Source organism: Filobacillus milosensis (assembly GCF_004402015.1).
Classification (GTDB): domain Bacteria; phylum Bacillota; class Bacilli; order Bacillales; family Alkalibacillaceae; genus Filobacillus; species Filobacillus milosensis.
Genome location: NZ_SOPW01000007.1, coordinates 75606 through 100203, shown reverse-complemented (window position 1 = coordinate 100203; position 24598 = coordinate 75606). Strand labels below are relative to the sequence as shown.

29 protein-coding genes and 2 pseudogenes are annotated in these 24598 nt (G+C 36.2%); 16 read left to right on the top strand and 15 right to left on the bottom strand.

Features of this window, described 5'->3' with window-relative positions; translation table 11 throughout:
- Positions 1 to 4 precede the first annotated feature (4 nt).
- From E3U55_RS08125 to E3U55_RS08115, 4 genes are all read left to right on the top strand, one after another.
- Positions 5 to 541, top strand: a complete 537-nt coding sequence (locus E3U55_RS08125) for a histidine phosphatase family protein (protein ID WP_134339932.1) — start codon at positions 5 to 7, stop codon at positions 539 to 541.
- Between the two features lie 15 nt (positions 542 to 556).
- On the top strand, positions 557 to 1951 hold the full coding sequence (locus E3U55_RS08120; RefSeq protein ID WP_134339931.1) for a hypothetical protein: 1395 nt from the start codon (positions 557 to 559) through the stop codon (positions 1949 to 1951).
- A 126-nt stretch (positions 1952 to 2077) separates the two neighbouring features.
- Positions 2078 to 2230 carry a hypothetical protein gene (locus tag E3U55_RS17340; protein ID WP_153801921.1) on the top strand — a complete coding sequence of 51 codons (153 nt, stop codon included), beginning with the start codon at positions 2078 to 2080 and terminating at the stop codon, positions 2228 to 2230.
- 75 nt (positions 2231 to 2305) lie between these two features.
- On the top strand, positions 2306 to 2491 hold the full coding sequence (locus E3U55_RS08115; protein WP_134339930.1) for a hypothetical protein: 186 nt from the start codon (positions 2306 to 2308) through the stop codon (positions 2489 to 2491).
- Between the two features lie 59 nt (positions 2492 to 2550).
- Here the strand turns inward: E3U55_RS08115 and E3U55_RS08110 are convergent, their stop codons facing one another.
- A complete protein-coding gene (locus tag E3U55_RS08110; protein ID WP_134339929.1) occupies positions 2551 to 3093 on the bottom strand; it encodes an LOG family protein in 543 nt (180 codons plus the stop codon).
- Between the two features lie 228 nt (positions 3094 to 3321).
- Between E3U55_RS08110 and E3U55_RS08105 the strand changes: the two are divergent.
- The 3 genes and pseudogenes from E3U55_RS08105 (at position 3322) to E3U55_RS08095 (ending at position 4745) form a co-directional block, all read left to right on the top strand.
- A pseudogene (locus E3U55_RS08105) lies at positions 3322 to 3905 on the top strand (GNAT family N-acetyltransferase).
- Positions 3906 to 3908: 3 nt separating this feature from the next.
- Positions 3909 to 4306, top strand: a pseudogene (locus tag E3U55_RS08100) (NUDIX hydrolase).
- A gap of 4 nt (positions 4307 to 4310) precedes the next feature.
- Positions 4311 to 4745, top strand: a complete 435-nt coding sequence (locus E3U55_RS08095) for a GNAT family N-acetyltransferase (RefSeq protein WP_134339928.1) — start codon at positions 4311 to 4313, stop codon at positions 4743 to 4745.
- A gap of 41 nt (positions 4746 to 4786) precedes the next feature.
- Here the strand turns inward: E3U55_RS08095 and E3U55_RS08090 are convergent, their stop codons facing one another.
- Both E3U55_RS08090 and E3U55_RS17695 read right to left on the bottom strand, forming a co-directional pair.
- Complete coding sequence (locus tag E3U55_RS08090) at positions 4787 to 5146, bottom strand: VOC family protein (RefSeq protein WP_194840849.1); 360 nt, start codon at positions 5144 to 5146, stop codon at positions 4787 to 4789.
- 64 nt (positions 5147 to 5210) lie between these two features.
- On the bottom strand, positions 5211 to 5315 hold the full coding sequence (locus E3U55_RS17695) for a putative holin-like toxin (RefSeq protein WP_228547508.1): 105 nt from the start codon (positions 5313 to 5315) through the stop codon (positions 5211 to 5213).
- Positions 5316 to 5574: 259 nt separating this feature from the next.
- Between E3U55_RS17695 and E3U55_RS08085 the strand changes: the two genes are divergently transcribed.
- From E3U55_RS08085 to E3U55_RS08075, 4 genes are all read left to right on the top strand, one after another.
- Positions 5575 to 7536 carry an aconitate hydratase gene (locus E3U55_RS08085; protein WP_134339926.1) on the top strand — a complete coding sequence of 654 codons (1962 nt, stop codon included), beginning with the start codon at positions 5575 to 5577 and terminating at the stop codon, positions 7534 to 7536.
- Positions 7537 to 7713: a hypothetical protein gene (locus E3U55_RS17545; protein ID WP_194840848.1), complete on the top strand. Its 177-nt coding sequence runs from the start codon at positions 7537 to 7539 to the stop codon at positions 7711 to 7713.
- Between the two features lie 97 nt (positions 7714 to 7810).
- Positions 7811 to 8290: a DinB family protein gene (locus E3U55_RS08080; RefSeq protein WP_134339925.1), complete on the top strand. Its 480-nt coding sequence runs from the start codon at positions 7811 to 7813 to the stop codon at positions 8288 to 8290.
- A 238-nt stretch (positions 8291 to 8528) separates the two neighbouring features.
- Positions 8529 to 9158 carry a trimeric intracellular cation channel family protein gene (locus E3U55_RS08075; RefSeq protein ID WP_134339924.1) on the top strand — a complete coding sequence of 210 codons (630 nt, stop codon included), beginning with the start codon at positions 8529 to 8531 and terminating at the stop codon, positions 9156 to 9158.
- A 171-nt stretch (positions 9159 to 9329) separates the two neighbouring features.
- On the opposite strand, the gene E3U55_RS08070 is transcribed toward E3U55_RS08075, so the two are convergent.
- Entirely contained in the window at positions 9330 to 9587 is a 258-nt protein-coding gene (locus E3U55_RS08070) for a hypothetical protein (protein ID WP_134339923.1), read from the bottom strand.
- Positions 9588 to 9605: 18 nt separating this feature from the next.
- Complete coding sequence (locus E3U55_RS08065) at positions 9606 to 10094, bottom strand: DinB family protein (RefSeq protein ID WP_134339922.1); 489 nt, start codon at positions 10092 to 10094, stop codon at positions 9606 to 9608.
- Between the two features lie 115 nt (positions 10095 to 10209).
- On the opposite strand from E3U55_RS08065, the gene E3U55_RS08060 reads away from it, so the two are divergent.
- Positions 10210 to 11511, top strand: a complete 1302-nt coding sequence (locus tag E3U55_RS08060) for a hemolysin family protein (RefSeq protein WP_134339921.1) — start codon at positions 10210 to 10212, stop codon at positions 11509 to 11511.
- Positions 11512 to 11618: 107 nt separating this feature from the next.
- Positions 11619 to 11783 carry a hypothetical protein gene (locus E3U55_RS17540; RefSeq protein WP_194840847.1) on the top strand — a complete coding sequence of 55 codons (165 nt, stop codon included), beginning with the start codon at positions 11619 to 11621 and terminating at the stop codon, positions 11781 to 11783.
- Between the two features lie 32 nt (positions 11784 to 11815).
- On the opposite strand, the gene E3U55_RS08055 is transcribed toward E3U55_RS17540, so the two are convergent.
- The 4 genes from E3U55_RS08055 to E3U55_RS08040 form a co-directional block, all read right to left on the bottom strand.
- Positions 11816 to 12205 (bottom strand): hypothetical protein, encoded by a 390-nt coding sequence (locus E3U55_RS08055; RefSeq protein WP_134339920.1) that lies wholly within the window; start codon positions 12203 to 12205, stop codon positions 11816 to 11818.
- A gap of 148 nt (positions 12206 to 12353) precedes the next feature.
- On the bottom strand, positions 12354 to 13295 hold the full coding sequence (locus E3U55_RS08050; protein ID WP_134339919.1) for a hypothetical protein: 942 nt from the start codon (positions 13293 to 13295) through the stop codon (positions 12354 to 12356).
- A gap of 149 nt (positions 13296 to 13444) precedes the next feature.
- Positions 13445 to 14914, bottom strand: coding sequence for a catalase (locus tag E3U55_RS08045; protein WP_134339918.1), 1470 nt, complete (start codon positions 14912 to 14914; stop codon positions 13445 to 13447).
- 224 nt (positions 14915 to 15138) lie between these two features.
- Positions 15139 to 15519: a RidA family protein gene (locus tag E3U55_RS08040; RefSeq protein ID WP_134339917.1), complete on the bottom strand. Its 381-nt coding sequence runs from the start codon at positions 15517 to 15519 to the stop codon at positions 15139 to 15141.
- A gap of 259 nt (positions 15520 to 15778) precedes the next feature.
- Between E3U55_RS08040 and mbcS the strand changes: the two genes are divergently transcribed.
- Complete coding sequence (gene mbcS / locus E3U55_RS08035) at positions 15779 to 17359, top strand: acyl-CoA synthetase MbcS (RefSeq protein ID WP_134339916.1); 1581 nt, start codon at positions 15779 to 15781, stop codon at positions 17357 to 17359.
- A 38-nt stretch (positions 17360 to 17397) separates the two neighbouring features.
- On the opposite strand, the gene E3U55_RS08030 is transcribed toward mbcS, so the two are convergent.
- Positions 17398 to 18084 (bottom strand): TVP38/TMEM64 family protein, encoded by a 687-nt coding sequence (locus tag E3U55_RS08030; protein WP_134339915.1) that lies wholly within the window; start codon positions 18082 to 18084, stop codon positions 17398 to 17400.
- 129 nt (positions 18085 to 18213) lie between these two features.
- Here E3U55_RS08030 and E3U55_RS08025 point away from each other — a divergent pair, with 129 nt between their 5' ends.
- Positions 18214 to 18378: a YqaE/Pmp3 family membrane protein gene (locus E3U55_RS08025; protein WP_134339992.1), complete on the top strand. Its 165-nt coding sequence runs from the start codon at positions 18214 to 18216 to the stop codon at positions 18376 to 18378.
- 59 nt (positions 18379 to 18437) lie between these two features.
- Here the strand turns inward: E3U55_RS08025 and E3U55_RS08020 are convergent, their stop codons facing one another.
- From E3U55_RS08020 to E3U55_RS08005, 4 genes are all read right to left on the bottom strand, one after another.
- Entirely contained in the window at positions 18438 to 19448 is a 1011-nt protein-coding gene (locus tag E3U55_RS08020) for a FecCD family ABC transporter permease (protein ID WP_134339914.1), read from the bottom strand.
- Complete coding sequence (locus tag E3U55_RS08015; protein WP_134339991.1) at positions 19445 to 20443, bottom strand: FecCD family ABC transporter permease; 999 nt, start codon at positions 20441 to 20443, stop codon at positions 19445 to 19447. The genes E3U55_RS08020 and E3U55_RS08015 overlap by 4 nt, the downstream gene beginning before the upstream one ends.
- Positions 20444 to 20512: 69 nt before the next feature.
- A complete protein-coding gene (locus tag E3U55_RS08010; RefSeq protein WP_134339913.1) occupies positions 20513 to 21475 on the bottom strand; it encodes an iron-hydroxamate ABC transporter substrate-binding protein in 963 nt (320 codons plus the stop codon).
- Between the two features lies 1 nt (position 21476).
- Positions 21477 to 22271 carry an ABC transporter ATP-binding protein gene (locus E3U55_RS08005; RefSeq protein ID WP_134339990.1) on the bottom strand — a complete coding sequence of 265 codons (795 nt, stop codon included), beginning with the start codon at positions 22269 to 22271 and terminating at the stop codon, positions 21477 to 21479.
- Positions 22272 to 22537: 266 nt separating this feature from the next.
- On the opposite strand from E3U55_RS08005, the gene E3U55_RS08000 reads away from it, so the two are divergent.
- Positions 22538 to 23581 carry an NAD(P)/FAD-dependent oxidoreductase gene (locus E3U55_RS08000; protein ID WP_134339912.1) on the top strand — a complete coding sequence of 348 codons (1044 nt, stop codon included), beginning with the start codon at positions 22538 to 22540 and terminating at the stop codon, positions 23579 to 23581.
- 49 nt (positions 23582 to 23630) lie between these two features.
- On the opposite strand, the gene E3U55_RS07995 is transcribed toward E3U55_RS08000, so the two are convergent.
- A complete protein-coding gene (locus tag E3U55_RS07995) occupies positions 23631 to 24524 on the bottom strand; it encodes a cation diffusion facilitator family transporter (protein WP_134339911.1) in 894 nt (297 codons plus the stop codon).
- Between the last annotated feature and the right edge of the window lie 74 nt (positions 24525 to 24598).

Sequence of the window (24598 nt, the reverse complement as noted above, 5' to 3'; positions counted from 1 at the left end):
TATCATGGAAAAAGTTATTTACTTAGTACGACACTGTGAAGCGACAGGACAATCGCCAGATGCTGAGCTGACTGCTGAAGGGCGAGAACAAGCCTTAGCATTAGCTGAATTCTTTAAAGATAAACAAGTAAATCAAATCATTTCTAGCCCATATAATCGTGCTATTCAATCGATCATGCCGACAGCAGAAGAAAAGGAGTTAGACTTATTTGTTCATAAAAACCTTAGGGAGCGAGCGTTAAGTAAGGAGCATTTGGTTGATTGGGAAGAAAAGCTGAAAGAGTCTTTTAAGGATTTTCATAAAAAGTTACCTGGAGGCGAATCAAATTCTGAAGCGACTGAACGTTTTCTGCCGATATTAGATGACATTAAATTGGGTTCAAATAAGACAACAATTCTAGTTACACACGGTAACCTTATGACATTAATTCTGCATTTGTTTAATTCAAATTACGGGTTTAATGATTGGAAGAACCTAACGAATCCTGATGTTTATAAAATTGAGATTGGAAAAAACAATCAACTAGAGAGAATTTGGTAAGTAGGTGTTATTGCAATGAATTTTGAAGAGCGTAATGAATCGAATACAGAGGTAAAACAATCTAAGGAGAACCTATGGCCACAATTACTTGTAGGTGCAATAATTTTAGTTGTATTTGTATTAGTTGTACAAATGACAACAAAGCCTGAACCATCGGAAGAAGTGGTTGATGATCATGAGGAGCAGGTTCAGGAAGAAGAAAGTGAAGACATAGTGACCCCGCCAGAATTCCCTGAAGGTAAACTTGAAGAGGAATTAATTAAATTTTTCAGTAGACATATAACAGGCTTAGATCACGCCTATGAACTAGGTTTAGTAAATAAATTACATCAAAATATTCAGTTAGAGAATATCAACAAACAATACCAAATTAATTATATTTGGTACAGTTCAAACGGAATCTATGTCATTGATAGTATCGATAACAATAATAATGAAGACCTTAGAGGTCGGTTCATGACGAGGTTTAAAAATGAAGATGGTATTTCTGTAACAGAAGAATCCTATGGCGATCAAATAAATTTTGGAGGTCGATTATACAGGGCACAAAAACTTAACCCTCTTAAAGATAATGAGGGCAATCTATTAGAGAATGTTAATGGAACATTTAATTTTGAGATAGAGATATTCGTAAAAAATAATAGAACGGTAGTTAATAATCAACCAATCTCATTTAAATTTAACAAGGAACTTGAAGAACCGTTTGCTCATCGTTATGAATTAAATGAAAAGATCAATGCTGATCATGTATCAATAAACTTTGACTCTATTCAACTTAATATCAATGGTGGAGCACTGAAAATGCAATATGAGACTGAAGATGAGGTGTTTGGTGCTAAAGGACAAATTCATTTTAATGACCGGGGTAGTATGTTCAATACGAGTTTTAATCAATCTGGTGCGAATGAAATCCAATTACCTTTTTCAACAAAAAATCCTGAAATTTTAGAAGTTCAAATGGATGAAGTAATTCTTATTAGTGATAATGAATTTGATTTTAAAATTAACCTAAACGATATTAAAAGTGGTGAAAGAAAAGAAATCAATAAGTTAATTGGTGAACACAATGGGTCTAAATATTATTTAAAGGAAGTCACTTATTATGGTGGGGAAATCCAAGTTACTATTAATACCGATTTGCGTGAAGGTCAAATAAGGCATGATATATACGGTTTACGTCCATCTGTTATTAAAAGTGGACCTCGCTATAACCTTTTAACCATAAGTAATGGTGATGGCGAACCTTTTGATTTTAAAGGTTTTTCAACACATATGTCACAAACAGAAATCGGTTTTACTCTTCCAGAGAAGTTGATTGAGGAAATTGATGTTGCTCATGTCAATATTTCAGACCTTACTTATATTCAATTTATAGATGAATCAGTTACATTTGATTTATCAGGATCCTAGTTTCAGGGTCCTTTTTCTTTGTTGTCTATTGGTCTTTTTTTATATTTTTTTAATTTTTATGGGACATTTTGAAAGACTCACCGCCTAAATAGGTAGATAGGTTGTTAAGGTGAGGGGGAGAGGTGATTGGAATTGTCGAAGCAGGAAGATGCATTGTCAGTTATTCACGATTTGACGCCTGAAGGAGCAGTTGAATGGCTGATGGATGAATACGGGGAAGAATTAAAACGCTTTATTTATACATATGTAAAAAATTTCAGTGCTTCTGATATAAAATAATGGAAAAATCGTTTTTAAATGCCGGTTCCTCCGCATATGCCACTTTTTGGGGATTATTCAAGAGAGTTTAATCTTTTGAAATTAGAAGATGAAAATGGAGAAGAAGTGAGTTACAGAAACTTGCACACGAATGCCAAACAGGAGGACGATTCATTCGGATTTTCAGTTCCAGGTGGTGGTGAAACAATAACGGTTACACTCTCTAACTTATTATTTCATGTTAATTTGGATGAAACATTGACAATCAATATTGAAGAATAGAAGAATAATGACAGGAGCACGAGCTGAACTAAAAGCTGATGCTCCTTTACTCTTGTGAATTAACAAAAATGTCGTGCGCGATCGATTAATCGTTCCGCGTCACTTTCAACAATAATGAATTCTTTATAATGTGGATCAGCAAAACCCTCATCAATCATATGATCAAACAACTTAAGCAATGGTGTGTAATAGTTATTAATATTCAGTAATGCACATGGTTTTTGATGGTAACCTATTTGAGCCCATGTAAAAACTTCAAACCATTCTTCAAGGGTTCCTGCACCACCAGGTAAGGCAATAAATGCATCTGACAGTTCAGACATCATGGCTTTACGTTCGTGCATGGTATTAACGATATGTAGCTTGGATAGTCCGGTGTGCATGATTTCTTTTGTTTTTAATTTCTCTGGAATGACACCAACAACCTTACCGTGATTCTCAAGTACTCCTTCTGCAACAGCACCCATTAAACCTACAATGGCACCGCCATAAACAAGCTCGATGTCTTCATGTGCTAATTTTTTACCGAGTTCCTTTGCTTGTTTCATATATTCTGGGTGATTCCCCGTCCTTGAACCACAAAAGACTGCTACACTCTTCATAACGTTCACCTCAAGCCCTTTTATTAATTATACTTATTCCAAACTATACGGTTTTATGTAGAAATTTCAAGTACATATAAAATCAAACAAACGTTTGATTGATTTTCATTAGGCCAGTAAAATTAACGAATTCACAATTCAAACAAACGTTTGATTGAAAAATGAAGGAAAAAGCTTGCCCATATCGAACCTTATAAGTAGACAAAAAATGACAAAAGGGAGTTCATTATGGAAATTAGAGCTTATCAAAATAAAGATGAAAGAGGCTGGGTAAGATGCAGAGTTTTATCCTTTTGGATACGGCCTACTACGATAATGTTCTACGGGAAAAAGAATTCTATGAAAATCCTTCGATCGAACTTGTGGCTATTGAAGATGGGCAAGTAGTTGGGTTAATCGATATCGAATATGAAGTAGAAGCAGGCACAGTTTGTTCAAAAGGCAAAGGGCTTGGCGGAATGATTTGGCATATAGCTGTCCATCCAGATTATCAGCGAAAAGGAATCGGTCATCAATTATTAAAAGAGGCAGAAGAAATTGCCCGAGAAAAGAACTTGAATCAACTTGAAGCTTGGACGCGTGATGATGAGTGGGTCAATATTTGGTACGAAGAATCCGGTTTTAACAAAATCAGTTCTTACTATCATGTCCATATGGAAGGTCAAGAAGAACTAAAACAAGCCATTGAAAGTAAACATCGTGATTTAATCCCAATTCTCGGTTTCGCTCACTATGTTGGCGAAGATGTCACTTCTATTAAAGAACAATTCAAACGTGTACATGAATGCAATTGCTATGTGAAGGAGTTGTAATTGATGTGTAAATGGTTAGGAGCTGCAGCAGTATGTGTTAACGAGAATGAAGAATTATTGATGATTAAGCAAGGAAAACCAGAAGAAGAAAAAATGTGGTCCGTACCTTCCGGGGTGTTGAAAAAGGTGAAACCTTTGAAGAGTGTTGTATTCGAGAAGTTTATGAAGAAACGGGCTATCACGTGGAAGTATTAGAAGAAGTTCGATCAAAAAAGAACGACGTAGTTGAAGTTAAGTATTTTTATGTAAAAGTAATTGGCGGAAAGATGAATTTGCACGACCCTGATGAACTAATTCATGAAATTGCATGGCGCAAGGTAGATGAAGTGCCATATGATGATTTTCAATATAAAGAAGATATAGAGTTTTTAAAAGTATGTGTTAAAGAAAAGGTTTGGTGATTCAATGATTAGAGAAGCGACAAAGGAAGATGTGAAAGCATTAACACTTCTTATGAGTGAGCTGGGCTATCCTACAACCGAGGAGAAAATGACAATACGTTTTAAACGAATTAAAAGTCAATCCAATTATCAAACATATGTTTATGAAAAAGATAGTCGACTTGTGGGTATGGTAGGTATGTTTGAAGCAATTCGATATGAAAGTGATGATTCATACATACGAATTGTGACGATGGTGGTTGATTCGAAATTTCGCGGCTTAGGTATTGGAAAAGAATTACTTATTGCTGCCGAACGTTGGGCTTTAGAGCGTGGAGCCTCCATGATTAGTTTAAATAGTGGTAATCGAGAAGAACGACAACAAGCACATGAGTTTTATCGTCATCAAGGTTTCAAAGGAACAGCAACAGGATTTTATAAAAAAATTAAAGATGCCTGATGACTGTTTTGCCTGTTGATAACAATGGCACCTAATTAGACTTACTTCACTTTAGAAAACTCCAACAGTTCAATTTGATTACCGAAGGGATCTTCGATAACAGCATAACGGCCTGGAGGACAAGCTTCAGGCTTATTAATTATAAACTTCACGCCAGCTTGTGTAAGTGCCTCAATATCTTGTTCGAGATCTTCAGACTGAATGGCTAACACCACATTGTTTTGTCCATTAATTACCTCAGAGTGCTCTTCTAAAATTAAAGGAATTTGATCATGCTTTAAACTTACAATGGTATCTCCATAATATTGATCAACCTCAAACCCTAAAATTTCAGTGTAAAACTTAACCGCATGTTCTGTGTTTGGTACGCGTATAGTCATAACACATACTTGATTGAGCATTGTCATTCCTCCTTAAAGTTAAGATATATAGTGATTGTAAACTTATTCCAATTAGAATGCAACTTTATTTTTTCTTAGTAATCGCAATCACAATCTGTACAACTAGAGAGATCAGGCCAATAATAAATGAACCAAATGCGAATAGAATTAAGATATAGTATCCCTCCATGTTTAAGCACCTCCAAAATATTCCTGCAAATAGAGCTTGTACATAATTATAAAACACGAACATATGTTCGTAAACTGTTTTTGGGAAAATCGTTCATTCTCACTATTTTTCGGTGTAAATTTATTCGTTTTGCACAAAATAAACTTGGCGATATAAATCAGTATGGGTTTTGCATAGTGTAAATTAGGGTAAATTTTTACATATAAACGTTTTATTTAAGCGTGGATATGTACGGATATTTGGAAAGGAGTTTTTCAAATTGAAAATGAATGTAGCACAGAAATTAATTATGGATCATCTCGTGTCAGGTGATATGGAGCCTGGTACAGAAATTGGTCTAAAGATTGATCAAACATTAACGCAGGACGCAACTGGTACGATGGTCATGTTAGAATTGGAAGCTATGGGTGTCGATCAAGCAAAAACTGAAGCCTCTGCTCAGTATGTTGACCATAACTTAATTCAATCAGACCATAGAAACCCTGATGATCACTTGTTTTTACGTAGTGCAGCTAAACGTTTTGGACTGTACTATAGCCGTCCAGGTAATGGTGTGAGTCACCCTGTTCATATGCAGAAATTGTGTAAACCTGGTCGTACATTATTAGGGTCAGATAGTCATACATGTGCCAATGGTTGTATGGGTATGCTTGCAATGGGTGCAGGTGGTATTGATGTGGCCATGGCAATTGCAGGTGAACCGTTTTATGTAAAAATGCCTCAAGTTTGGGGTGTCAAGCTTACAGGAAAACTTCCAGATTGGGTAAGTGCTAAAGACGTTATTCTAGAAATGCTGCGTCGTCATGATGTAAAAGGTGGCGTAGGTAAAATTATTGAGTATTATGGTCCTGGTTTAAAAGACCTTTCAGCAATGGATCGTCACGTCATTGCGAATATGGGGGCTGAGCTTGGTGCTACAGCTACGGTTTTCCCATCAGATAAAGAAGTTAAGCGTTTCTTAAAACAACAAGGTCGAGAAGAAGATTGGCAGGAAATTTCAGCAGACAAAGGCGCAACTTATGATTTACATGATGAAATTGATTTATCCTCACTAGAGCCAATGATTGCTAAACCGTCTAGTCCGGGTAATGTGGTTCCTGTTAGTGAGATTGCCGGCGAACCAATTTACCAGTCTTACATTGGTTCATCAGCTAACCCTGGTTACCGTGATTTTGCGATTGCAGCTGAAATTGTAAAAGGTAAGTACATTGCAAATGGCGTGTCATTTGACATTAACCCATCATCACGCCAAACCTTAACGCAACTAGTTGATGGAGGACATATTGCAAGTTTACTTAGTGCAGGTGGACGTTTACACCAGGCAGGTTGTAACGGCTGTATCGGAATGGGGCAAGCGCCAGCGTCTGGTAGAAATAGTTTAAGAACAACCCCTCGTAACTTCCCAGGTCGTTCAGGTACGAAAGAGGATAGTGTGTTCTTATGTAGTCCTGAAACTGCGGCAGCTTCAGCTTTAACAGGAGTCATCACGGATCCGCGAACATTAGAGATGAGCTACCCAACCATCAAAGAAGCAAAAGTTGATTTTGATAAAGAACAAGGTATGTTAGAGGAACCAATCTCACCAGCTGAAGGAATAAATGTTGAGCTTGAAAAAGGACCTAACATTAGCTCAATTCCACAGTTATCACCATTAGAAGATAGTTTTGAGGTTCCGGTTCTTCTAAAAATGGGAGATAACATTTCAACTGATGAAATTTTAGCCGGTGGATCACGCGTACTGCCATATCGAAGTAACCTTCAAAAAATCAGTACATTTACGTTTGAAATCGTGGATGATACGTATTATGAACGTGCGATGAAGCAAAAGGACGAAGGCGGTCACGCGGTTGTTGGTGGTTATAACTACGGTCAAGGTTCGTCTCGTGAACATGCAGCTTTAGCTCCACGTTTCTTAGGATTAAAAGCAGTTGTAGTAAAGGATTTTGCACGTATTCACTTACAAAACTTAATTAACTTCGGTGTTCTACCTGTCCAATTTGTCGATGAAAGTGACTATGAAAAAATTGAAGCTGGAGACGTTCTAGAATTCGATAATGTCCGTGATAAAATTCAAAATGACAACGAATTTGAGATAGGGTTAAAAGGAAAAGATGAAAAAATTCGTGTTCGACACAGTTTAACAAGTCGTCATCTGGACATAATATTAGCAGGTGGAGTGATTAATTGGATTAAGAATAAACAACAAGAAAGTGGGGTTTAAATGGGATCTCAAGAACACCGATGTAAGGCATGCGAAGGCAGTGGCCTGCTAATGGATGATGAAGAGTGGCACTACACGTGCACAGTCTGTCGTGGTGACGGTTATGTTTCAGATTATGAAAACCGTGATACGACCCGTGTTAGTAATGTTGATGAAAATAATCGTATATTAGATTAGATTGAAAGCCCCTCAATGGTGAAGGGGCTTTTTTATGCGTAAATGAAGGATAATTTTCCTTCTCGTTGAATTAAATATAATAAAAGGAGTGCATGTGATGAATAAGAATGTTGTTCTTAATGAAGAAGCGGTTTTAAACCAATGGAACTTATGGCGTAGTTGGGTGGTAGCGATTATCGATATGGTGCCTGAAGAGCATTATGATGTAATCCCTGAACCTTATAGAAATAATATCCGATGGAATGCGGGTCATTTATTAGTTGGCTTTGATGATGTTGTTGCCTCAACCCTAGGCACAGAACGTCAACTATCAGACAAGTATCACATCATGTTTCCACGGGAAAGCAGCCCAACTGATTGGACTGAAGAACCACCATCGATGATTGAGATTAAAGAAAAACTTAAACAGCAACCTGAAGAATTGGGAGAAGCCGTTAAGGGCAAGTTGGATACTCCACTTAAACAGGAATTTATGGGTATGAAAACACTTGGTGAAATGCTTCAATTCTTAACAGCTCATGATGCACTTCACTTATCAACAATGAACTCAATAAGAAGGTTACTAGAGAGTAAGTAAAAGCTCGCCACTTGGCGGGTTTTATTTTTATGGGGAAAATTTTAAATATATGGGGAAAGTTTTTTTGTTTATGGGGAATTCAAAAATTTTATGGGGAAATTTTCATTTTTATGGGGAAATTTACTTTTTTATGGGGAAATGAAAATCTATGGTTCCAATTAATCAATAATTTGTTACACTTAATCTTGAAATATGTGTAAAAGTAAGACTTTCGCCATGAATTGGGGGTGCATCATGAATGACTTGGGATATATTGAATATAATTGGGACAATGGCATTCGCGATTAGTGGTGCGATTGTGGCGCTGGAAGAGGAATATGATCTCTTCGGCGTTTATTTATTGGGATTTGTAACGGCGTTCGGTGGTGGGATTATTCGTAATGTTCTGCTCGGACTGCCGATTTCAGATATATGGAATCAAAATATGCTTTTTACTGTTGCTTTTATAACGATGACACTCCTTTTCTTTATTCCGTTTCACTGGATATTAGGTTTTAAAAGGTTGTGGGGAGTGTTCTTTGATGCGATTGGACTGGCTTCATTTGCGGTGCAAGGGGCTTTGTTTGCTGTAATGGCAGGATATCCTCTTAGTGCGATTATCGTAGCAGGCGCCTTAACTGGAACTGGTGGGGGTGTCGTGAGGGATATGCTGGCTGGCAGGAAACCACTTGTATTGCATCAGGAAATTTATGCTATGTGGGCGGTCCTTGGGGCAATGACAATTGGGTTCGGTATAGCTGATAGTATGTGGCAATTTATTTTACTAATCGTAGGAATAGTAGCACTTCGAATGTTATCGGTTATTTATCAATGGAGCTTACCGACGCGTTTAGATTGGTTTATCCAATTGAGGAAGTTAAAGAGGTAAGATTAGTACTTCAATGTTAATGACAATAACTCTAGTTGCCTTTGGATGTGAAGACAGTTCCAATTAAGAAGTAAAAGAAAGACAGCTCTTTCCATTAATTGCAAAGGCTGTCCCAGAGTAATTCTTATATCAGGCGAATGGTCGTTTTCATCGTAATTCATATAGTGGATTTTAACTTAACTCCTTATACCAATATGACACAGCTAAGCTTACCAGTGAACCAAAAAAGAATAAGGCACCATACCCTATAAAAAATAAGTGATATTTAAATTCTAAAAAGTAACCTAAAAGGAAAGCAATGACACTAACAATTAAAACGCCACAGAAAATGAAAACGTTATAATCTTTTCTAACACGAAGTACGCTTTGAATATAGTGAATGACTATTGAAACGATAGCAAAGCCAATAATGATGAACAAGTAAATCATTTTGACCGTTTCCCCTTTTTACACATATAAATCGAACATACTAACATCATATTCAAGCTGTTTTAAATAATTAAATACTTGTGCACGGTGGTGGAACATATGCGTCATGATTTCGATGAGCCACTGTGCTTGAGATTGTCCTTTTTCCATATAAAATGCTTTAGTTTTCATATGTAAAAAGTTATCATCACTTAAAGTTTGCATGTATTCTTTGAGTTTATTGTAACCATCTTCAAATGCCACGCTCATATCCTCAGCATTGGTTAGTTTATTATACTTTTCCTCTAATTCTTTGATTTTTTCATGTGGTTCTTCTTTCATAATATAAAGATCAATAGCAGGTATCGCAATGAGATGGTTAGCAAGGTCTCGTAATGATCTCATATTTTCGTGTGGTCGGAATTCCCAATCCTCTTCCCGAACCTTGAATAGCAAGTTTTGAGTCGAGCGAATAGCTACTTCCATTTCATGAAAGATTTCTTCCTGTATTTCTTGAATATGGGGCATTTATCTTTCCTCCCAACTTTTTTCTATATTTAGAATTATAACACAACTATTTTTTGTTATTTGATGATAGAATAGGGAAAACTAAACATGTAATTCAAGTGAAAAGGTGGGACTTATGACAGGTACTACGGTATTATATATTTTCTTAATCATATTATTAATTGCTCTAACCGCGTTCTTTGTTGCTTCTGAATTCGCTATTGTGAAAATTAGAAGTAGTAAAATTGAGCATTTGGTGGAGCAGAAAGATAAACGAGCTATTGCTGCACAAAAAATCATTAATGAATTAGATGCCTATTTATCGGCGTGTCAGCTCGGTATTACAATTACTGCCCTTGGGCTAGGTTGGGTCGGTGAACCAACAGTTGAGAGGTTGCTTCATCCTGTTTTCTCATATTTTGATCTACCTTCATCCTTAACACATATTTTATCTTTTGGGCTGGCATTCACAATTATTACGTTTCTACACGTAGTTATTGGGGAGTTAGCACCGAAAACTTTAGCTATTCAAAAGACAGAAAAAATAGCTTTATTTACTGCTCGACCATTAATTTGGTTCTATAAGATCATGTTTCCTTTTATTTGGTTATTGAATGGTTCAGCTCGTTTACTCACACGTTTATTTGGAGTGAGTCCCGCATCGGAGCATGAAATTGCCCATTCGGAAGAGGAATTACGAATTATTTTATCTGAAAGTTACCAAAGTGGTGAAATTAATCAATCAGAGTATAAATATGTGAACCGAATTTTTGAATTTGATAATCGCCTGGCGAAAGAGATAATGGTACCAAGAATGCAAATCGAAGCTTTTGAAGTAGATACTTCGCTTCAGAAATTTTTAGAAGGCGTAGAAGAAACAACTTTTACACGTTACCCTGTTATACAGGGGGATCATGACCATATTGTAGGGATGATTAATGTAAAGCGGGTTGTAACCTCACTTTTAGATATACAAGATTTTGAAGATGAGACCATAAAACAATTTGTGCGGCCTGTAATTCGTGTCATAGAAACAATTCCTATAGAAGAATTGCTTAAAAAGATGCAAAAGGAACACATTCATATGGCAGTATTAGTTGATGAATACGGAGGAACCTCCGGAATTGTGACGGTTGAAGATATTTTAGAAGAAATCGTTGGTGAGATTCAAGATGAATTTGATGAAGAAGCGGAAGAACAAGACTTTAACGAAATAGAACGGAATGTGTATTTGGCAGACGGACGTGTGTTAATCAGTGAAGTGAATGATAAATTTGGAGTAGACATTGAAGCTTATGATGTTGATACGCTTGGTGGATGGTTACTGACAGAAAAACATGATTTAAAAGAAGGGGATATCATAACTTACGAACACTTATCGTTTACAGTTAAAGAAATGGATGGGTACACGGTAAGTAAGGTAGAAGTGAGTAAATAAGAGAAGTGAGTGAAGTAAAATTCACTCACTTTTTTATATTATTATATTTACATAAAACTTATATTGAATTAGTCCCTAATGGATTCAGGAGTTCAAAAGGTTGGACTATGCGTACTCAAGAAGGTAAGAAGCAACTTATGGGGTTTGGAGCGGGGGCGGAACCGGGTGAAAAATCCCTAATCTATTTTGATTCTAAGGAGTTAGAAAAAATCAATGACCCATTAATCATTATTTATCATTTAAACCTGTACTCATATGAAAGAGTCAAATAAAAATTGGCTGTTAGTAGACAGCCAATTTTTTATTACCACCTTAAGTTCATCGATAAATGACAACAATCCGTTCCTTGTGTATTTGTTCGCATCGTCATTTTTATCCCGTCTGGGTTATATTGCACTTCAACTTGGTTATGAATCCCTGTAGATTCAAGTAATTGTTTCACCTTTTGAGTTTCGCTGTGTTGGGCTGCATCCATGACCTCATATGCAAATTTTTCAGAGTTTGATAATTGTCTTAGAATGTCGCTCGCATCATTAAGTAAATCTCTGAATGCCTCAGCTGATTGAGTGAATTGAGTAGGGTCAAGGTCAGGGTATCTCGGCACATTTCCAGCATTGTACATATGGTATACATCGTACCAAGGATAGTAATAGTAAGGGATATTAGGTGAATTTAAGTCGTATTTCGGTCTCAAATTTTCTCCTCCTAAACCATTGTCATTATATGTATATGTTGTTTTGAGGAAAATTTGTGAGAAAAAATTTTATTTGATAAAAAATAAAGCTTGTAAAGTTCTTAGGTAAAAAATGCCCATCAACAGCGTGATAGGCATTTTTTTATAATTATGAAAAACTCTCAACTAGCGATTTTCTTTCCTGCTTTATAATTGAAAGTTTTCTTTCAGAATTGGATAGTCCATCATCCAATTTCCTTAGAATACTACTAACTTTTGATAGGTTATCTTGAACCTGATTGAGAGAGTCATTAATCTTACCCTGAACCATCCAATCGACAATTAGTCCGTCAAAGAAGAAGTCTGCGAATTTTAATAACCCTGATATATCCATGTCAACATGAACCATTTCATTAATATCCAATAATTCTTTTTGAAATTCACGCATCCTGGATTGTGCGTAGTGTATCTCATTTGAGGCGTTATCTATCTTACTATGTTTAACGGCACCTGTAATCATCCCGCCGCCCATCATATCGAGTGTTCCCCAATTTGCTGCAGAATTTAATGATTCTTCGGCATTCCTTAAAGCGGATTCAGCCCTTTTGCCAGCATTGATTGCCTCATTTATTTCTTTGATCTCGGCTTGAAGATCTCCCTCTTTCTCACTCAAATCGTATAATTCATTGGCATAGCTGTTATCTGTTTCTTTAATTAACTGTTCTTTTTTAGCCAATAGGTCATTATAGGTTTTCTCGCTGCTGTCTAGTTTTCCTAATTTGTCCTGTAAATCTAAGATTGAAGACTTAATTTCATCTCTTGTATTTTCCGACTCTTCCAATTGTAATTCAACGGCGAGAACCTCTTTGTTTTCTTTTTTTAGTTTCTCATATTTTGTACCGGCTAAAGTTGAAAAGAAGTTCGTCAGACTAACGCCTTCTAACTTTTCCACATCTGACTGTTCTTCTGTTAATTGACTACTTAATCGGTTAATATTGTTTTCTACTCCTGAAAGTTCTGATTGATAATCTTGTAACTGCATGGTTAGTTTCTTTTTACGTTTTAATTCTTCTTTAACGCTAACAATTTGTTCATTTAATTCTTGAAACATAATCACGTTTCCCCCTTTGTTTGTTCCTATTAAAAAAGACGAATAAGTAAATCTAAAAGTTTCAATACAATATAGGTTTACAATCAAAATCCCAACATTCTTATATAAAAAATCCAGCCGTGACATTCACGACTGGATTTAGAAAATTATTAAGCTTTAACTTCTGCTGGAACTTCTAATCCAAGACCTTTTGCGACGCGCTCACCGTAATCTGGGTCAGCTTTGTAGAAGTGTCCAATTTGACGAAGTTTAACTTCTTCCATTGTACACTGACCTAAGTGACCAACTACAGCATTTACTAAGCGTTCTTTTCCTTCGTCGCTCATTAAGCGGTATAAGTCACCAGCTTGAGTGTAGTGATCAGCGTGGCTGTAAGGCATGCTATCTGCTACACCTTCAATTTCAAATGGCTCGATTTTAGTTGATTCATCTTCTTTTGGAAGGTGATCATAGCTATTCGGCTCATAGTTATATTTGCTTCCACCATTACCGTCAACACGCATGTAACCATCACGTTGATAGTTGTTTGTCTCATTAACTGGACGGTTAACAGGGATCTGTTCGTGATTCACACCTAAACGATAGCGGTGCGTGTCAGAATAAGAGAATAGACGTCCTTGTAACATCTTATCCGGTGAAGCTTCAACACCTGGTACAAAGTGTGCAGGTGAGAATGCTGCTTGTTCTACCTCTGCAAAGTAGTTTTCAGGGTTGCGATTTAGTACCATCTTACCTACCTCGATACGAGGATAGTCCTTCTTAGACCATGTTTTTGTTACATCAAATGGATCCCATTTGTATGTTTTCGCATCTTCGTAAGGCATAACCTGAACATATAGTGTCCATGATGGGTAATCGCCTTTATCAATCGCATTGAAAAGGTCTTCTGTGTGATAGTCAGGGTTTGTACCTGCTAACTCATCAGCTACCTTCTCATCAAGACCTTTTACGCCTTGGTCACTTACAAAGTGATATTTAATCCAGAACTTTTCACCATCTTCGTTTACCCATTTATAAGTATGGCTTCCATAACCGTTCATATGACGGTAAGTGGCCGGAATACCACGATCCCCATGTAGATAAGTTACTTGGTGTAGTGATTCTGGTGAAAGAGACCAGAAATCCCATACCATATTTTTATCTTTTAGGTGTGTTTGTGGATTACGCTTTTGAGTATGGATAAAGTCAGGGAATTTAATCGCATCACGAATGAAGAAGATAGGTGTGTTATTCCCTACTAAATCATAGTTTCCTTCTTCTGTATAAAATTTAACTGCAAACCCGCGTGGGTCACGTACTGTATCTGCTGAACCAGCTTCACCTGCAACTGTTGAAAAGCGGATGAACATTGGTGTGCGTTTACCTTTTTCACTTAGAAAATCAGCTTTAGTATACTTAGAGATTTCATCGTTTGTTACTTCAAAGTAACCATGTGCACCAGCACCTTTTGCGTGAACAACTCGCTCAGGAATACGTTCGCGATCAAAGTGTGCCAGTTTTTCTAGTAAATGCACATCTTGAATTAATGTTGGGCCACGACGACCAGCTGTAATTGAATTCTGGTTATCTCCAACGGGTGCACCACTAGATGTAGTTAAACGGTTTTTCTTATCTACCATGAATCATTCCTCCTAAAATTAAAATGATTACATGTATTATATTAACCTATTAATAATAAGTTGTAAATTAAAATGATTATAAATAGTAGAGAAGTCTGAAAACTATAGAATGGCAGGTGAAAGAAGGATTAAGAAATTTATGAAGATAGATTTTTTATTAAAACACTCTCATTTATCTGTATTTATAAAGAATAATTGAGAGAAAAAAAGCGTAGAGTTAGGCTCTACGCTTTAGTTGCAACGGCTTCAATCTCTACTTTAGCACCTTTTGGAAGTTCACTGACTTCAAAGGCAGCACGTGCTGGATAAGGTTCTTCTAAGAAACTGGCATAAACTTCATTTACTGTTGTAAAATCATCCATCGAAGCTAATAAAATGGTTGTTTTAACGAGGTCTTTATAATTTAACCCAGCTTCTTCTAAGATGGCACCCAAGTTTTTCATAACTTGCTCTGTTTGCAAAGCCACATCATCACTGACCATTTCCATCGTTGAAGGGAATAATGGGATTTGTCCAGAAATAAATACCATATTACCTGCTTCAACAGCTTGAGAATATGGTCCAATCGCCGTTGGAGCATTTTTGGTTGAATAAACTTTTTTCATAATAGAATTCTCCTTTCTCACTAACTTCTAGTTTATCATATTCAGTTTATTGTCTTGGAATAAGATACTCCATTTGTCCTGTTTTTCTAAAGCACAATTTATATTATTCAGAATTTTTGTTATAATTTAGGGGACTTCAACTTTATTGAGAAGTTGTGGCTTGTGAAAATTTAGGCTTTCGCTATTTAAAGTAATTTTACTCAGGATAAGAAGTGAGCACCTGCTCAATCAATAATTTGTAAACCGGAGGGGATTCATCATGAAAAGAGAAGATTTAATTGCACCAAATACCTACAATGTCGTATCAGAGTTCGAAAAGTATGCGACTGACCATAGTCGTAAAGCAGTTCTCTGGGAAGATGAGCATGGAAACACAGAAGACATTAGTTATGTTGATTTGATGAAAAATGCAAATAAAATTGCAAATGTTTTTTTAGAACAAGGTTTACAAAAAGGCGATAAAGTTTTAATTATTATTCCAAGGTTAATTGAGGCTTACCAAGTTTATATTGCAGCTCTAAAAGCTGGGTTAGTGGTTATTCCGGGATCAGAAATGCTACGTTCAAAAGACATTGATTACCGTTTGTCACATGGAGAGGCTAAAGCGGTTGTCAGTTATTATCCTTATGTCGGTGAGTTTGAAAAAGTTAACCGAGTGTCTGACTTGAAGAAGTTCGTAATCGGAGCAAAGCATGACGATTGGGTACACTTAGACACATTAATGGAACAGGCCTCTGATAATTTTGAGCTTGCTGATACCAAACGTGAAGATATGGCTTTTCTATCATATACGTCAGGAACTACAGGTAACCCTAAAGGTGTTGTGCATACACATGGTTGGGGTTATGCCCACCTTAAAACATCTGCATCAAACTGGTTAGGTGTAAATGAAGGTGATGTAGCATGGGCAACTGCAGGACCTGGTTGGGCAAAGTGGTTGTGGAGTCCATTTTTATCCATTTTAGGTTCGGGTGCAACTGGATTAGTCTATCAAGGGAAATTTGATCCGAATAAGTACTTGCAACTATTACAAGATTACAAAGTCAATGCTCTATGCTGTACGCCGACTGAATATCGTTTGATGGCAAAAGTTGATAATCTTGAAGACTATGATTTATCACATTTAAACAGTGCGGTTTCGGCAGGGGAACCGTTGAACCGAGAAGTAATCGATACGTTCAATAAATATTTCAACGTTACAGTTAGAGATGGTTATGGTCAAACAGAGAATACATTGTTAGTCGGAATTACAAAAGACATGGAGGTTCGCCCAGGTTCGATGGGTAAACCAACACCTGGCAATTCCGTTGATATTATTAATGAAAATGGAGTTCCTGTTGAAGTTGGAGAAGTAGGTGATATTGCGGTTCATCGCTCTACTCCAGCCTTGTTTAAAGAATATTACAAAGATCCTGAGCGTACACAGGCTGCCTATCGAGGAGATTATTACCTTACTGGTGACCAGGCAACGAAGGATGAAGAAGGTTACTTTTGGTTTGAAGGACGAAGTGACGATATTATTATCAGTTCTGGCTACACTATTGGGCCATTTGAAGTGGAGGATGCTTTAGTTAAGCATCCGGATGTTCAAGAGTGTGCGGTAGTGGCGAGTCCTGATGAAGTAAGAGGTGCGGTTGTTAAAGCATTCATTGTTCTTAAGGAAGGAGTAGACCCAGATCGTGAAGGGTTTAAAAAGGATCTTCAAGAACATGTTAAACAATTAACTGCCCCATATAAGTATCCACGAAAAATTGAATTCTTAAGTGAGTTGCCTAAAACGACTTCAGGCAAGATTCGTCGCGTTGAATTAAGACAGCGTGAAAAGGCAACAGTCAATTAAATAGCAAAAGGATGAGCAATATTCGCTCATCCTTTTTACTATAGGCTTTTAAGTTCTTCTTTTAATTCATCCATATCATATTTTTGATCTAATTGGCGTTTTAATACGTAACCTAGAACTATAATAACTATAATAATGCCAAGTAGAATCCCGATGTTTAAGGGTTTAAGTTTTAATAGACTTGAACCAAAGAAACCAAACATAAATGAGCCAGGGATCGTACCTATTGAAGTCGCACCTACGAATTTCCAGAAACTTACGTGCGTTTTTGAACATAAGTAGGTAATTAAATCGAAATTCATGGCAGGAATTAGTCTGATCATTAGGACAGATTTGAACCCATTTTTTTCTAAATCGTTTTTTAGTTCATATAAGTTCTTATTTTCGTTTTCATCAATCGAAGCTTGTTCTCTAAAATACCTTAAGGCGATAAATGAAGTGCTAGCTCCAAGTACTGTACCAATAACAATGTATAGTGTCCCCATGTATGCACCGAATAGCAAACCAGTTGTTATGGCTATGATGGACAATGGTACGAGAGTAAAAGGTCTAATGGAAAAGACTAGGAGTATTATTATGGGGGCCCAGACCCCAAATCCATTTACCCAGTCTTCTAAATCTGAGGCTTTAATGTTAAAGAACAGTTTGTTTATTATGAAGAGTATTGCAACAATCGAAACTATAATTAAATTCTTGAATATAAATTTTTTTAGATCTTTATTCAAATCCCCTCAACCTTTCTTATTTAACTCTATATAGTTAATACCCTAAATGTAAATTTTTTTAACAACCATGCTGAAGTTTAATCTATGGTTCACCGGGTATTTAATAGAGTAAGAGAGGAGAGATAAATGATGTTATTATATTTATTAGCAATCCTGCTACCACCTGTTGCCGTGTTATTAGTCGGTAAACCAACAAAAGCAATTCTAAATTTAATTCTTACATTAATATTCTTTGTTCCAGGTGCTGTCCACGCAGCATTAGTGGTAAAAGATCATAAAGAAGCAGCAGTATAAAATGATAAATCTGGCGCTCAATGTGTTGAGTGCCAGCTTTATTTTAGTAAAATATCCTATCAAGAATTTCGATAGAGTAATAGTAGAAAATAAGGTGCCCCGATTAAAGCTACAACTGTTCCAGCAGGCAGGTTACCTGTTTCAATAATATTTCTCCCTATGATATCCGCACACATGAGAAGCCATCCTCCCATTAATATAGAAATTGGCAAGAAAAGTTGGTGTCTCTTACCGATCATTGACTTGGCAATGTGAGGCGCCATGAGTCCAACAAATGCGATACCTCCTGTAACAGACACTGCAGAAGCAGCTAATGCAACTGCAGCTAAGAGTAATTTCATTCGTTCACGATTAAGGTTAACTCCAGCTCCAATCGAAACTTGTTCATTTAAGGCTAATAAATTTAATATATTCGATTTATATATGGTGTAAGGGATTAGAATGATGAGCCAAGGCAATAAAGTTAAAATAAAGGGCCAATCATCTCCCCAGATATTACCCGCAATCCATTTTGCAATGAAATCAACCTGATCATTTTCTGCAGAAGAAATTAAAACAACCATCAAACCAGAGAAGGCCATCGAAAATCCGATTCCTATGAGAATTAATCGAATAGGGTGCAGGCCCTCACCACGTTTGTAGGCAAGAACATAGATAGCAATCGCAGTCAGAAGCGCTCCTATAAAAGCAATGATGGGTAATGCATAAGAAAAATTACCAAGTGCAGATGGTGTAAATAAGAAAAATACCGTTATAGCAACTCCTGCTCCAGAATTAATTCCTATGATCCCTGGGTCAGCCAAATCATTTCTAGTTAGTGATTGAAGAATAGCTCCTGATAGCGCCAAGCCCATCCCTGCTAATAAAGTAATGAGCATTCTAGGCATTCGAATAGAAAACAAGATAAATTCTTCTTTAAATGTTCCGTTTCCTAGAATCGTTGAGATTATCCGATCAAATGGTAAAGAAGCGTAGCCTATCCTTGTACCTAAAAGGAAGGTAATAAAAATTAACAGCAATAATGTAATCAATATAAATAAATGCTTTTTTACTAAACTTGGATGGATCATGCGAACGTCTTGCCTCCCTTTTTAACAATATAAAAGAAAAAGGGGAGGCCGATAATTGAAACGATAGCCGCAATAGGTGTTTCGTAGGGTGCGTTGATAGTTCTGCTTACTGTATCTGCTAACAACATAAATGCTGATCCAATAATTATGGACATGGGTATGATGAAACGGTAATCTGTACCGATTATTCCTCTTGTGATGTGTGGAATCATTAAACCAAAGAAAACCAGATTGCCCACTAAAGCAACGGCAGCCCCGGTCAGTATAATGATTACTATAAATAATGCACCTTTAATGAGAGTTACATTTTGCCCTAAACCCACTGACATTTCTTCGTTAAGACTAAGGATGGTTAACTGTCGAGAGAAAATAACTGAAACCACTAATCCCACTATTATTAATGGAAGAATTATTTGTATTTGCAGCCAGTTTGCTCCAATCATACCGCCGGCTGTCCACATTGATACATCTTTAGAAATTTTAAATAAAATTCCAATCCCTTCAGCAATTGCGTATAAAAAGGTAGAAACGGTTGCACCGGCAAGGACAATTCTTAGTGGAGAAAAACCGCCTTTTTTTGTCGATGCAATACCAAAGACTAATATAGCCCCAATTGCTGCACCGATAAAACAAGCAATCGTAATGCCTAAATAACCAATGCTAGGGATAAGTGCAATTGTAATTGCTAAGGCCGCATTTGCACCTGCAGTTAAACCGAATAATCCAGGGTCTGCAAGAGGATTTCGAGTTAAAGCTTGCATAATAGCACCGGACACAGCGAGAGCTGCTCCAACCAATATGGCTGCAACTTCTCGAGGAAGTCGTAGTTCTCGAATAATATTAATTTGTGTATTTGATTCCTGAGAAAATAGAGCTAACCATATGTTTGATATTGAGATCTTTGCTGCCCCAAACACTAAAGCAATTATAAATGCAGCTACAAACAGTGTTAGCATCAATATAAATTTATTAAGTTTGTTGTTGATCATGTCCATATTGATTCTACTCTCTAAATGATTTTGAAAAAAGATAGAGGAACTCATAAGAATTCCTCTCTAGAATGATTATTTTAAGAAATGGTCTTTGAAAAATTGTAGTTGGTACTCTAGCGTAATTGGATCATTAAAATAAAACTTATTAGCATCTGCTACAAATAATTGATTATTTTTGACAGCAGGAATATTCTTAAATGTTTCTGTTTCTTCGAAAGATGTTTCCGAACCAGGTTCTTTACTTAAAATAATATAATCTCCTGCATACTCCGGAAGTACTTCTGGAGAAATGGCGAAATATCCAGGTTCTAAAGCATCTTCTTTCACTTTTTCAGGCATCTTTAAATTCATTTCTTGATAAAGAATTTCAGTACCTCGAGCCCAATTATCTCCGAATACATATAGTTGTTTATCGAATGTTTCAACTACAGATACCGTGGCATCTTCACCAATCTTAGCTCTGATTTCATCACCTGCGCTTTGAGCGCGTTTTTGGAAATCTTTAACCCAATTTTTAGCTTCTTCTTCTTTATTTAGCACTTTTCCAATTTCAATATGCTGTTCTAGGTAATCAAGTTTCCCATAAGTGAAAGTAACAGTTGGTGCAATCTCTTTTAATTGGTCAATGTTCTTCATGCTTGATAACCCGATAATTACATCCGGATCTAATTCAATAATTTTCTCAAGATCTTCTTCAGTGACCACTTGAGCATCAGTTAGCTTATCTCTAAATAGAGGGCTGTTTTTCGTCCATGAATCAACTCCAACAATGTTCGCATCAAGTGATAAAATACTTCCACCAAAATATAGTGCTACGACCCTTTTTGGTTCTTTAGGTAATTCTACTGGACCATTTTCTGATTCGTAAGTAAAAGTGTCGCTGCTAGAATCAGTATTACTTTCTTCGCTCTTGCTCTCTTCACTCGAATTTGCTTCAGGTGTATCTTCAGAAGTGCCTGCGTTGGTTTCATTATTACCACAAGCACTAACTAAAATTAAAAGTAATAGTGCAAAAAACATTAATAAACGTTTCATGTTAATTCTCTCCTTTAATTAAATTATAAGTTAAGCAAATAGGTTTATTTGAAATTGGTTCAGTAATGATTTGCGCATCAATATTAAACACTTTTTTGATCACTTCTGAATTAATGACAGAATGAGAATCGCCTGATTTTATGATTTCCCCGTCTTTTAATGCAATAATGTGATCAGCAAATCGTGCCGCTTGATTTAAATCATGTAAAACCATCACAATCGTTCGTTCCTCGCTTTGATTGAGCTCTTGCAATAACTCCAGAATTTCTAATTGGTGAGCCATATCTAAGTAAGTAGTTGGTTCATCTAAGAATATGATATCTGTTTCTTGGGCTAAGGCCATCGCGATCCAGACTCTTTGCCTTTGACCACCTGATAAAGCATCTACCGGTCGGTATTTAAAGGCTTCTGTTTTAGTTGCTTTAAGCGCCCAGTTAATGACTTCATGATCCCTTTTGTTTAATCGTCCAAAACCTTTTTGGTAGGGGAAACGACCATAAGAAACTAATTCTTGTACTGTTAATCCACCAGAATGATCGGCTGTTTGAGGTAAGATTGCCATTTTTTTAGCAAGTGCTTTCGTGTTTTGCTTATGTATGCTCTCACCATCCAGTAAGACAACACCACTCTCGTGATTAATAATTCTTGTAAGAGATTTTAATAAAGTCGATTTTCCACAACCGTTAGGCCCAATAATTGTTGTAATCTTTTTATCAGGAATCTCAATATTTATATTGTGAATGATAGATTGTTTATCATATAAAACATTTAAGTCCTTAGAAACTAATCTAACGATTGAAGACACCTCCCACTAACTGATAATGATTATCAATTTCATAATTAATATATATGTAAAATACGATAAAGTCAATGCAAGTTTTTGTAGAAATTAAATAATGCAGTTTGAGAATTTAGTTATTTTAATCTTTTTGTTTTTCTCAAAAGCATTGTCATAACAGAGGAGAATCGATTTGTTAACTAAGGATTTTTTATTGAAAATTAGTTGAGAATAGTTTATATTTAATTGAGAATGATTTTCATTTTCTTTGGGAGTGAAAAAATATGAACGCAAATGAAGTGTACGACGTGACGATTATTGGTGGAGGAGCATCTGGACTTTATTCTGCCTTTTATAGTGGTTTGCGAGGGATGAAAACGAAAATAATTGAGTATCAAAATGAGCTTGGTGGAAAGCTCCATGCTTTTCCTGAAAAAATGATTTGGGATGTTGGAGGTCAACCGCCGATCATCGGTGAGAAATTCATGAAACAACTCATTGAACAGGGCTTAACATTTGATCCTACAGTTGTATTAAATACAAAAGTCGTATCGATTCAAGAAGAGAACCAGTGTTTCGTGATTCAAGATGGAGCTGGCAATGAACACTTTTCAAAAACAATCATCATAGCTATTGGTAGTGGTATCCTAAAACCACAGAAGCTTAAAGTGGATGGTGCTGAGAAGTTTGAACTGTCAAACTTGAATTATACAGTGAAATCACTCGGACGCTTCAAAGATAAAACGGTCGTTATTTCTGGTGGAGGTAATTCTGCTATAGATTGGGCAAATGAATTGTCACAGGTGGCTAAGAAAATTTATGTCACTTGTAGAAAAGAGCAATTTAAAGGTCACGAAGCACAGGTGGAACAACTGCAAAATGGCGAGACAACGTGTCTTTTTAATACATGCATTTCAAAACTTATCCCTTCAGAAAATCAGGATCAAATAAAGTGTATAGAGGTTAATAATACATCAACAGGAGAAGTATCTGAAATTGAAGTCGATGAAGTTATTGTCAATCATGGTTACGATATCGATACTTCTTTAATGAAAGATAGTAACTTGAATATAGAAATGGAAGATCAATACTTCATTAAAGGTAATTCATGCAGTGAGACATCCGTTCCAGGAGTGTATGCTGTCGGAGATATTTTAAAACATGATGGAAAGATTAACTTATTAGCCGGCTGTTTCCAGGATGCTGTTAATGCCGTTAATAAAGCAAAACAGTATATTGAACCAAAAGCTGATCAAACAGCTATGGTTTCATCACATAACGACATTTTCAAAAATAAAAATAAAGAGCTAATTAAAGAAATGATTTAATAAATTTTCTCAATTTAAAAAGCCCTCTTCTTAGGTTAAAGAAGTGGGCTTAATTTAAATGATATGGATTCACATGTACATAAACATCATGTACCTCTTCATGTTGTTCGATTAATCGTTCCTTTAACTTCGCGGCAATACTATGTCCTTCATCTACCGTAATTTCAGGATCAACACTGATTTTTACATCAATGATGACATATGAACCGTGGGTACGAGCATTTAAGGTATCAATTCTTTTAACACCATTTACCGTGTTTGTCGTCTGTATAAAATCTTCTGTATCCTCATCATTCAAAACCGTCTCTAATGAAACGTGCACGGCTTCTTTTCCTAATTTAAATCCCATCCATGCAACAAGAATGGCGATGATACTACCAGCAATTGGATCAAAATATTGTAACACAGAAATATTGTACTCTCGTCCAACAATTGAAAGGCCAATGCCTGCCAAGGCAATCAAAGATGATATGGCATCTGAACGATGGTGCCAAGCATCTGCAATAATCGCAGGGCTGTTTATTTTATTCCCAAGACGATGTTTATATTGAAATAAGCCTTCTTTAACTAATATCGAAAAAATTACAACGTATAAGGCATATATGCTTGTGTTGTTAGCTTGATGACCCCAAATCGACTGTATTGAATCAACTAAAATTTCAAATCCTACTACAATTAATAAGATAGAAACGATTAATGTGGCTATATTTTCAGCTTTACCATGGCCGTATGGGTGTTCTGTGTCTGGAGGTTTTCGAGCGGCTCTGATTCCTATTAATACAGCAAAGGAACTTACGACATCAGATGCAGAGTGAAATGCATCGGCGATTAGAGCTTTACTATTTGTTAACACTCCAGCAATGCCTTTGATGATGGCTAATAAAATATTAGCAATAATTCCAAGTATGGATGCAAATTGTGCTTTAGAATAACGTTGATCCATATGAAAACCTACTTTTTTATGTATTTTAAATAAAATTAAGTAATTATTATCTTAACAATAATCGTTTAAGTGGT

Bases quoted from the DNA above. Each gene is read 5' to 3' on its own strand.
- E3U55_RS08125 (WP_134339932.1), top strand. From the start codon at position 5: ATGGAAAAAGTTATTTACTTAGTACGACACTGTGAAGCGACAGGACAA.
- E3U55_RS08120 (WP_134339931.1), top strand. From the start codon at position 557: ATGAATTTTGAAGAGCGTAATGAATCGAATACAGAGGTAAAACAATCT.
- E3U55_RS08110 (WP_134339929.1), bottom strand. From the start codon at position 3,093: ATGAAGAGTGTAGCAGTCTTTTGTGGTTCAAGGACGGGGAATCACCCA.
- E3U55_RS08095 (WP_134339928.1), top strand. From the start codon at position 4,311: ATGATTAGAGAAGCGACAAAGGAAGATGTGAAAGCATTAACACTTCTT.
- E3U55_RS08090 (WP_194840849.1), bottom strand. From the start codon at position 5,146: ATGCTCAATCAAGTATGTGTTATGACTATACGCGTACCAAACACAGAA.
- E3U55_RS17695 (WP_228547508.1), bottom strand. From the start codon at position 5,315: ATGGAGGGATACTATATCTTAATTCTATTCGCATTTGGTTCATTTATT.
- E3U55_RS17545 (WP_194840848.1), top strand. From the start codon at position 7,537: ATGGGATCTCAAGAACACCGATGTAAGGCATGCGAAGGCAGTGGCCTG.
- E3U55_RS08080 (WP_134339925.1), top strand. From the start codon at position 7,811: ATGAATAAGAATGTTGTTCTTAATGAAGAAGCGGTTTTAAACCAATGG.
- E3U55_RS08075 (WP_134339924.1), top strand. From the start codon at position 8,529: ATGACTTGGGATATATTGAATATAATTGGGACAATGGCATTCGCGATT.
- E3U55_RS08070 (WP_134339923.1), bottom strand. From the start codon at position 9,587: ATGATTTACTTGTTCATCATTATTGGCTTTGCTATCGTTTCAATAGTC.
- E3U55_RS08065 (WP_134339922.1), bottom strand. From the start codon at position 10,094: ATGCCCCATATTCAAGAAATACAGGAAGAAATCTTTCATGAAATGGAA.
- E3U55_RS08060 (WP_134339921.1), top strand. From the start codon at position 10,210: ATGACAGGTACTACGGTATTATATATTTTCTTAATCATATTATTAATT.
- E3U55_RS17540 (WP_194840847.1), top strand. From the start codon at position 11,619: ATGCGTACTCAAGAAGGTAAGAAGCAACTTATGGGGTTTGGAGCGGGG.
- E3U55_RS08050 (WP_134339919.1), bottom strand. From the start codon at position 13,295: ATGTTTCAAGAATTAAATGAACAAATTGTTAGCGTTAAAGAAGAATTA.
- E3U55_RS08045 (WP_134339918.1), bottom strand. From the start codon at position 14,914: ATGGTAGATAAGAAAAACCGTTTAACTACATCTAGTGGTGCACCCGTT.
- E3U55_RS08040 (WP_134339917.1), bottom strand. From the start codon at position 15,519: ATGAAAAAAGTTTATTCAACCAAAAATGCTCCAACGGCGATTGGACCA.
- mbcS (WP_134339916.1), top strand. From the start codon at position 15,779: ATGAAAAGAGAAGATTTAATTGCACCAAATACCTACAATGTCGTATCA.
- E3U55_RS08025 (WP_134339992.1), top strand. From the start codon at position 18,214: ATGTTATTATATTTATTAGCAATCCTGCTACCACCTGTTGCCGTGTTA.
- E3U55_RS08020 (WP_134339914.1), bottom strand. From the start codon at position 19,448: ATGATCCATCCAAGTTTAGTAAAAAAGCATTTATTTATATTGATTACA.
- E3U55_RS08015 (WP_134339991.1), bottom strand. From the start codon at position 20,443: ATGGACATGATCAACAACAAACTTAATAAATTTATATTGATGCTAACA.
- E3U55_RS08010 (WP_134339913.1), bottom strand. From the start codon at position 21,475: ATGAAACGTTTATTAATGTTTTTTGCACTATTACTTTTAATTTTAGTT.
- E3U55_RS08000 (WP_134339912.1), top strand. From the start codon at position 22,538: ATGAACGCAAATGAAGTGTACGACGTGACGATTATTGGTGGAGGAGCA.
- E3U55_RS07995 (WP_134339911.1), bottom strand. From the start codon at position 24,524: ATGGATCAACGTTATTCTAAAGCACAATTTGCATCCATACTTGGAATT.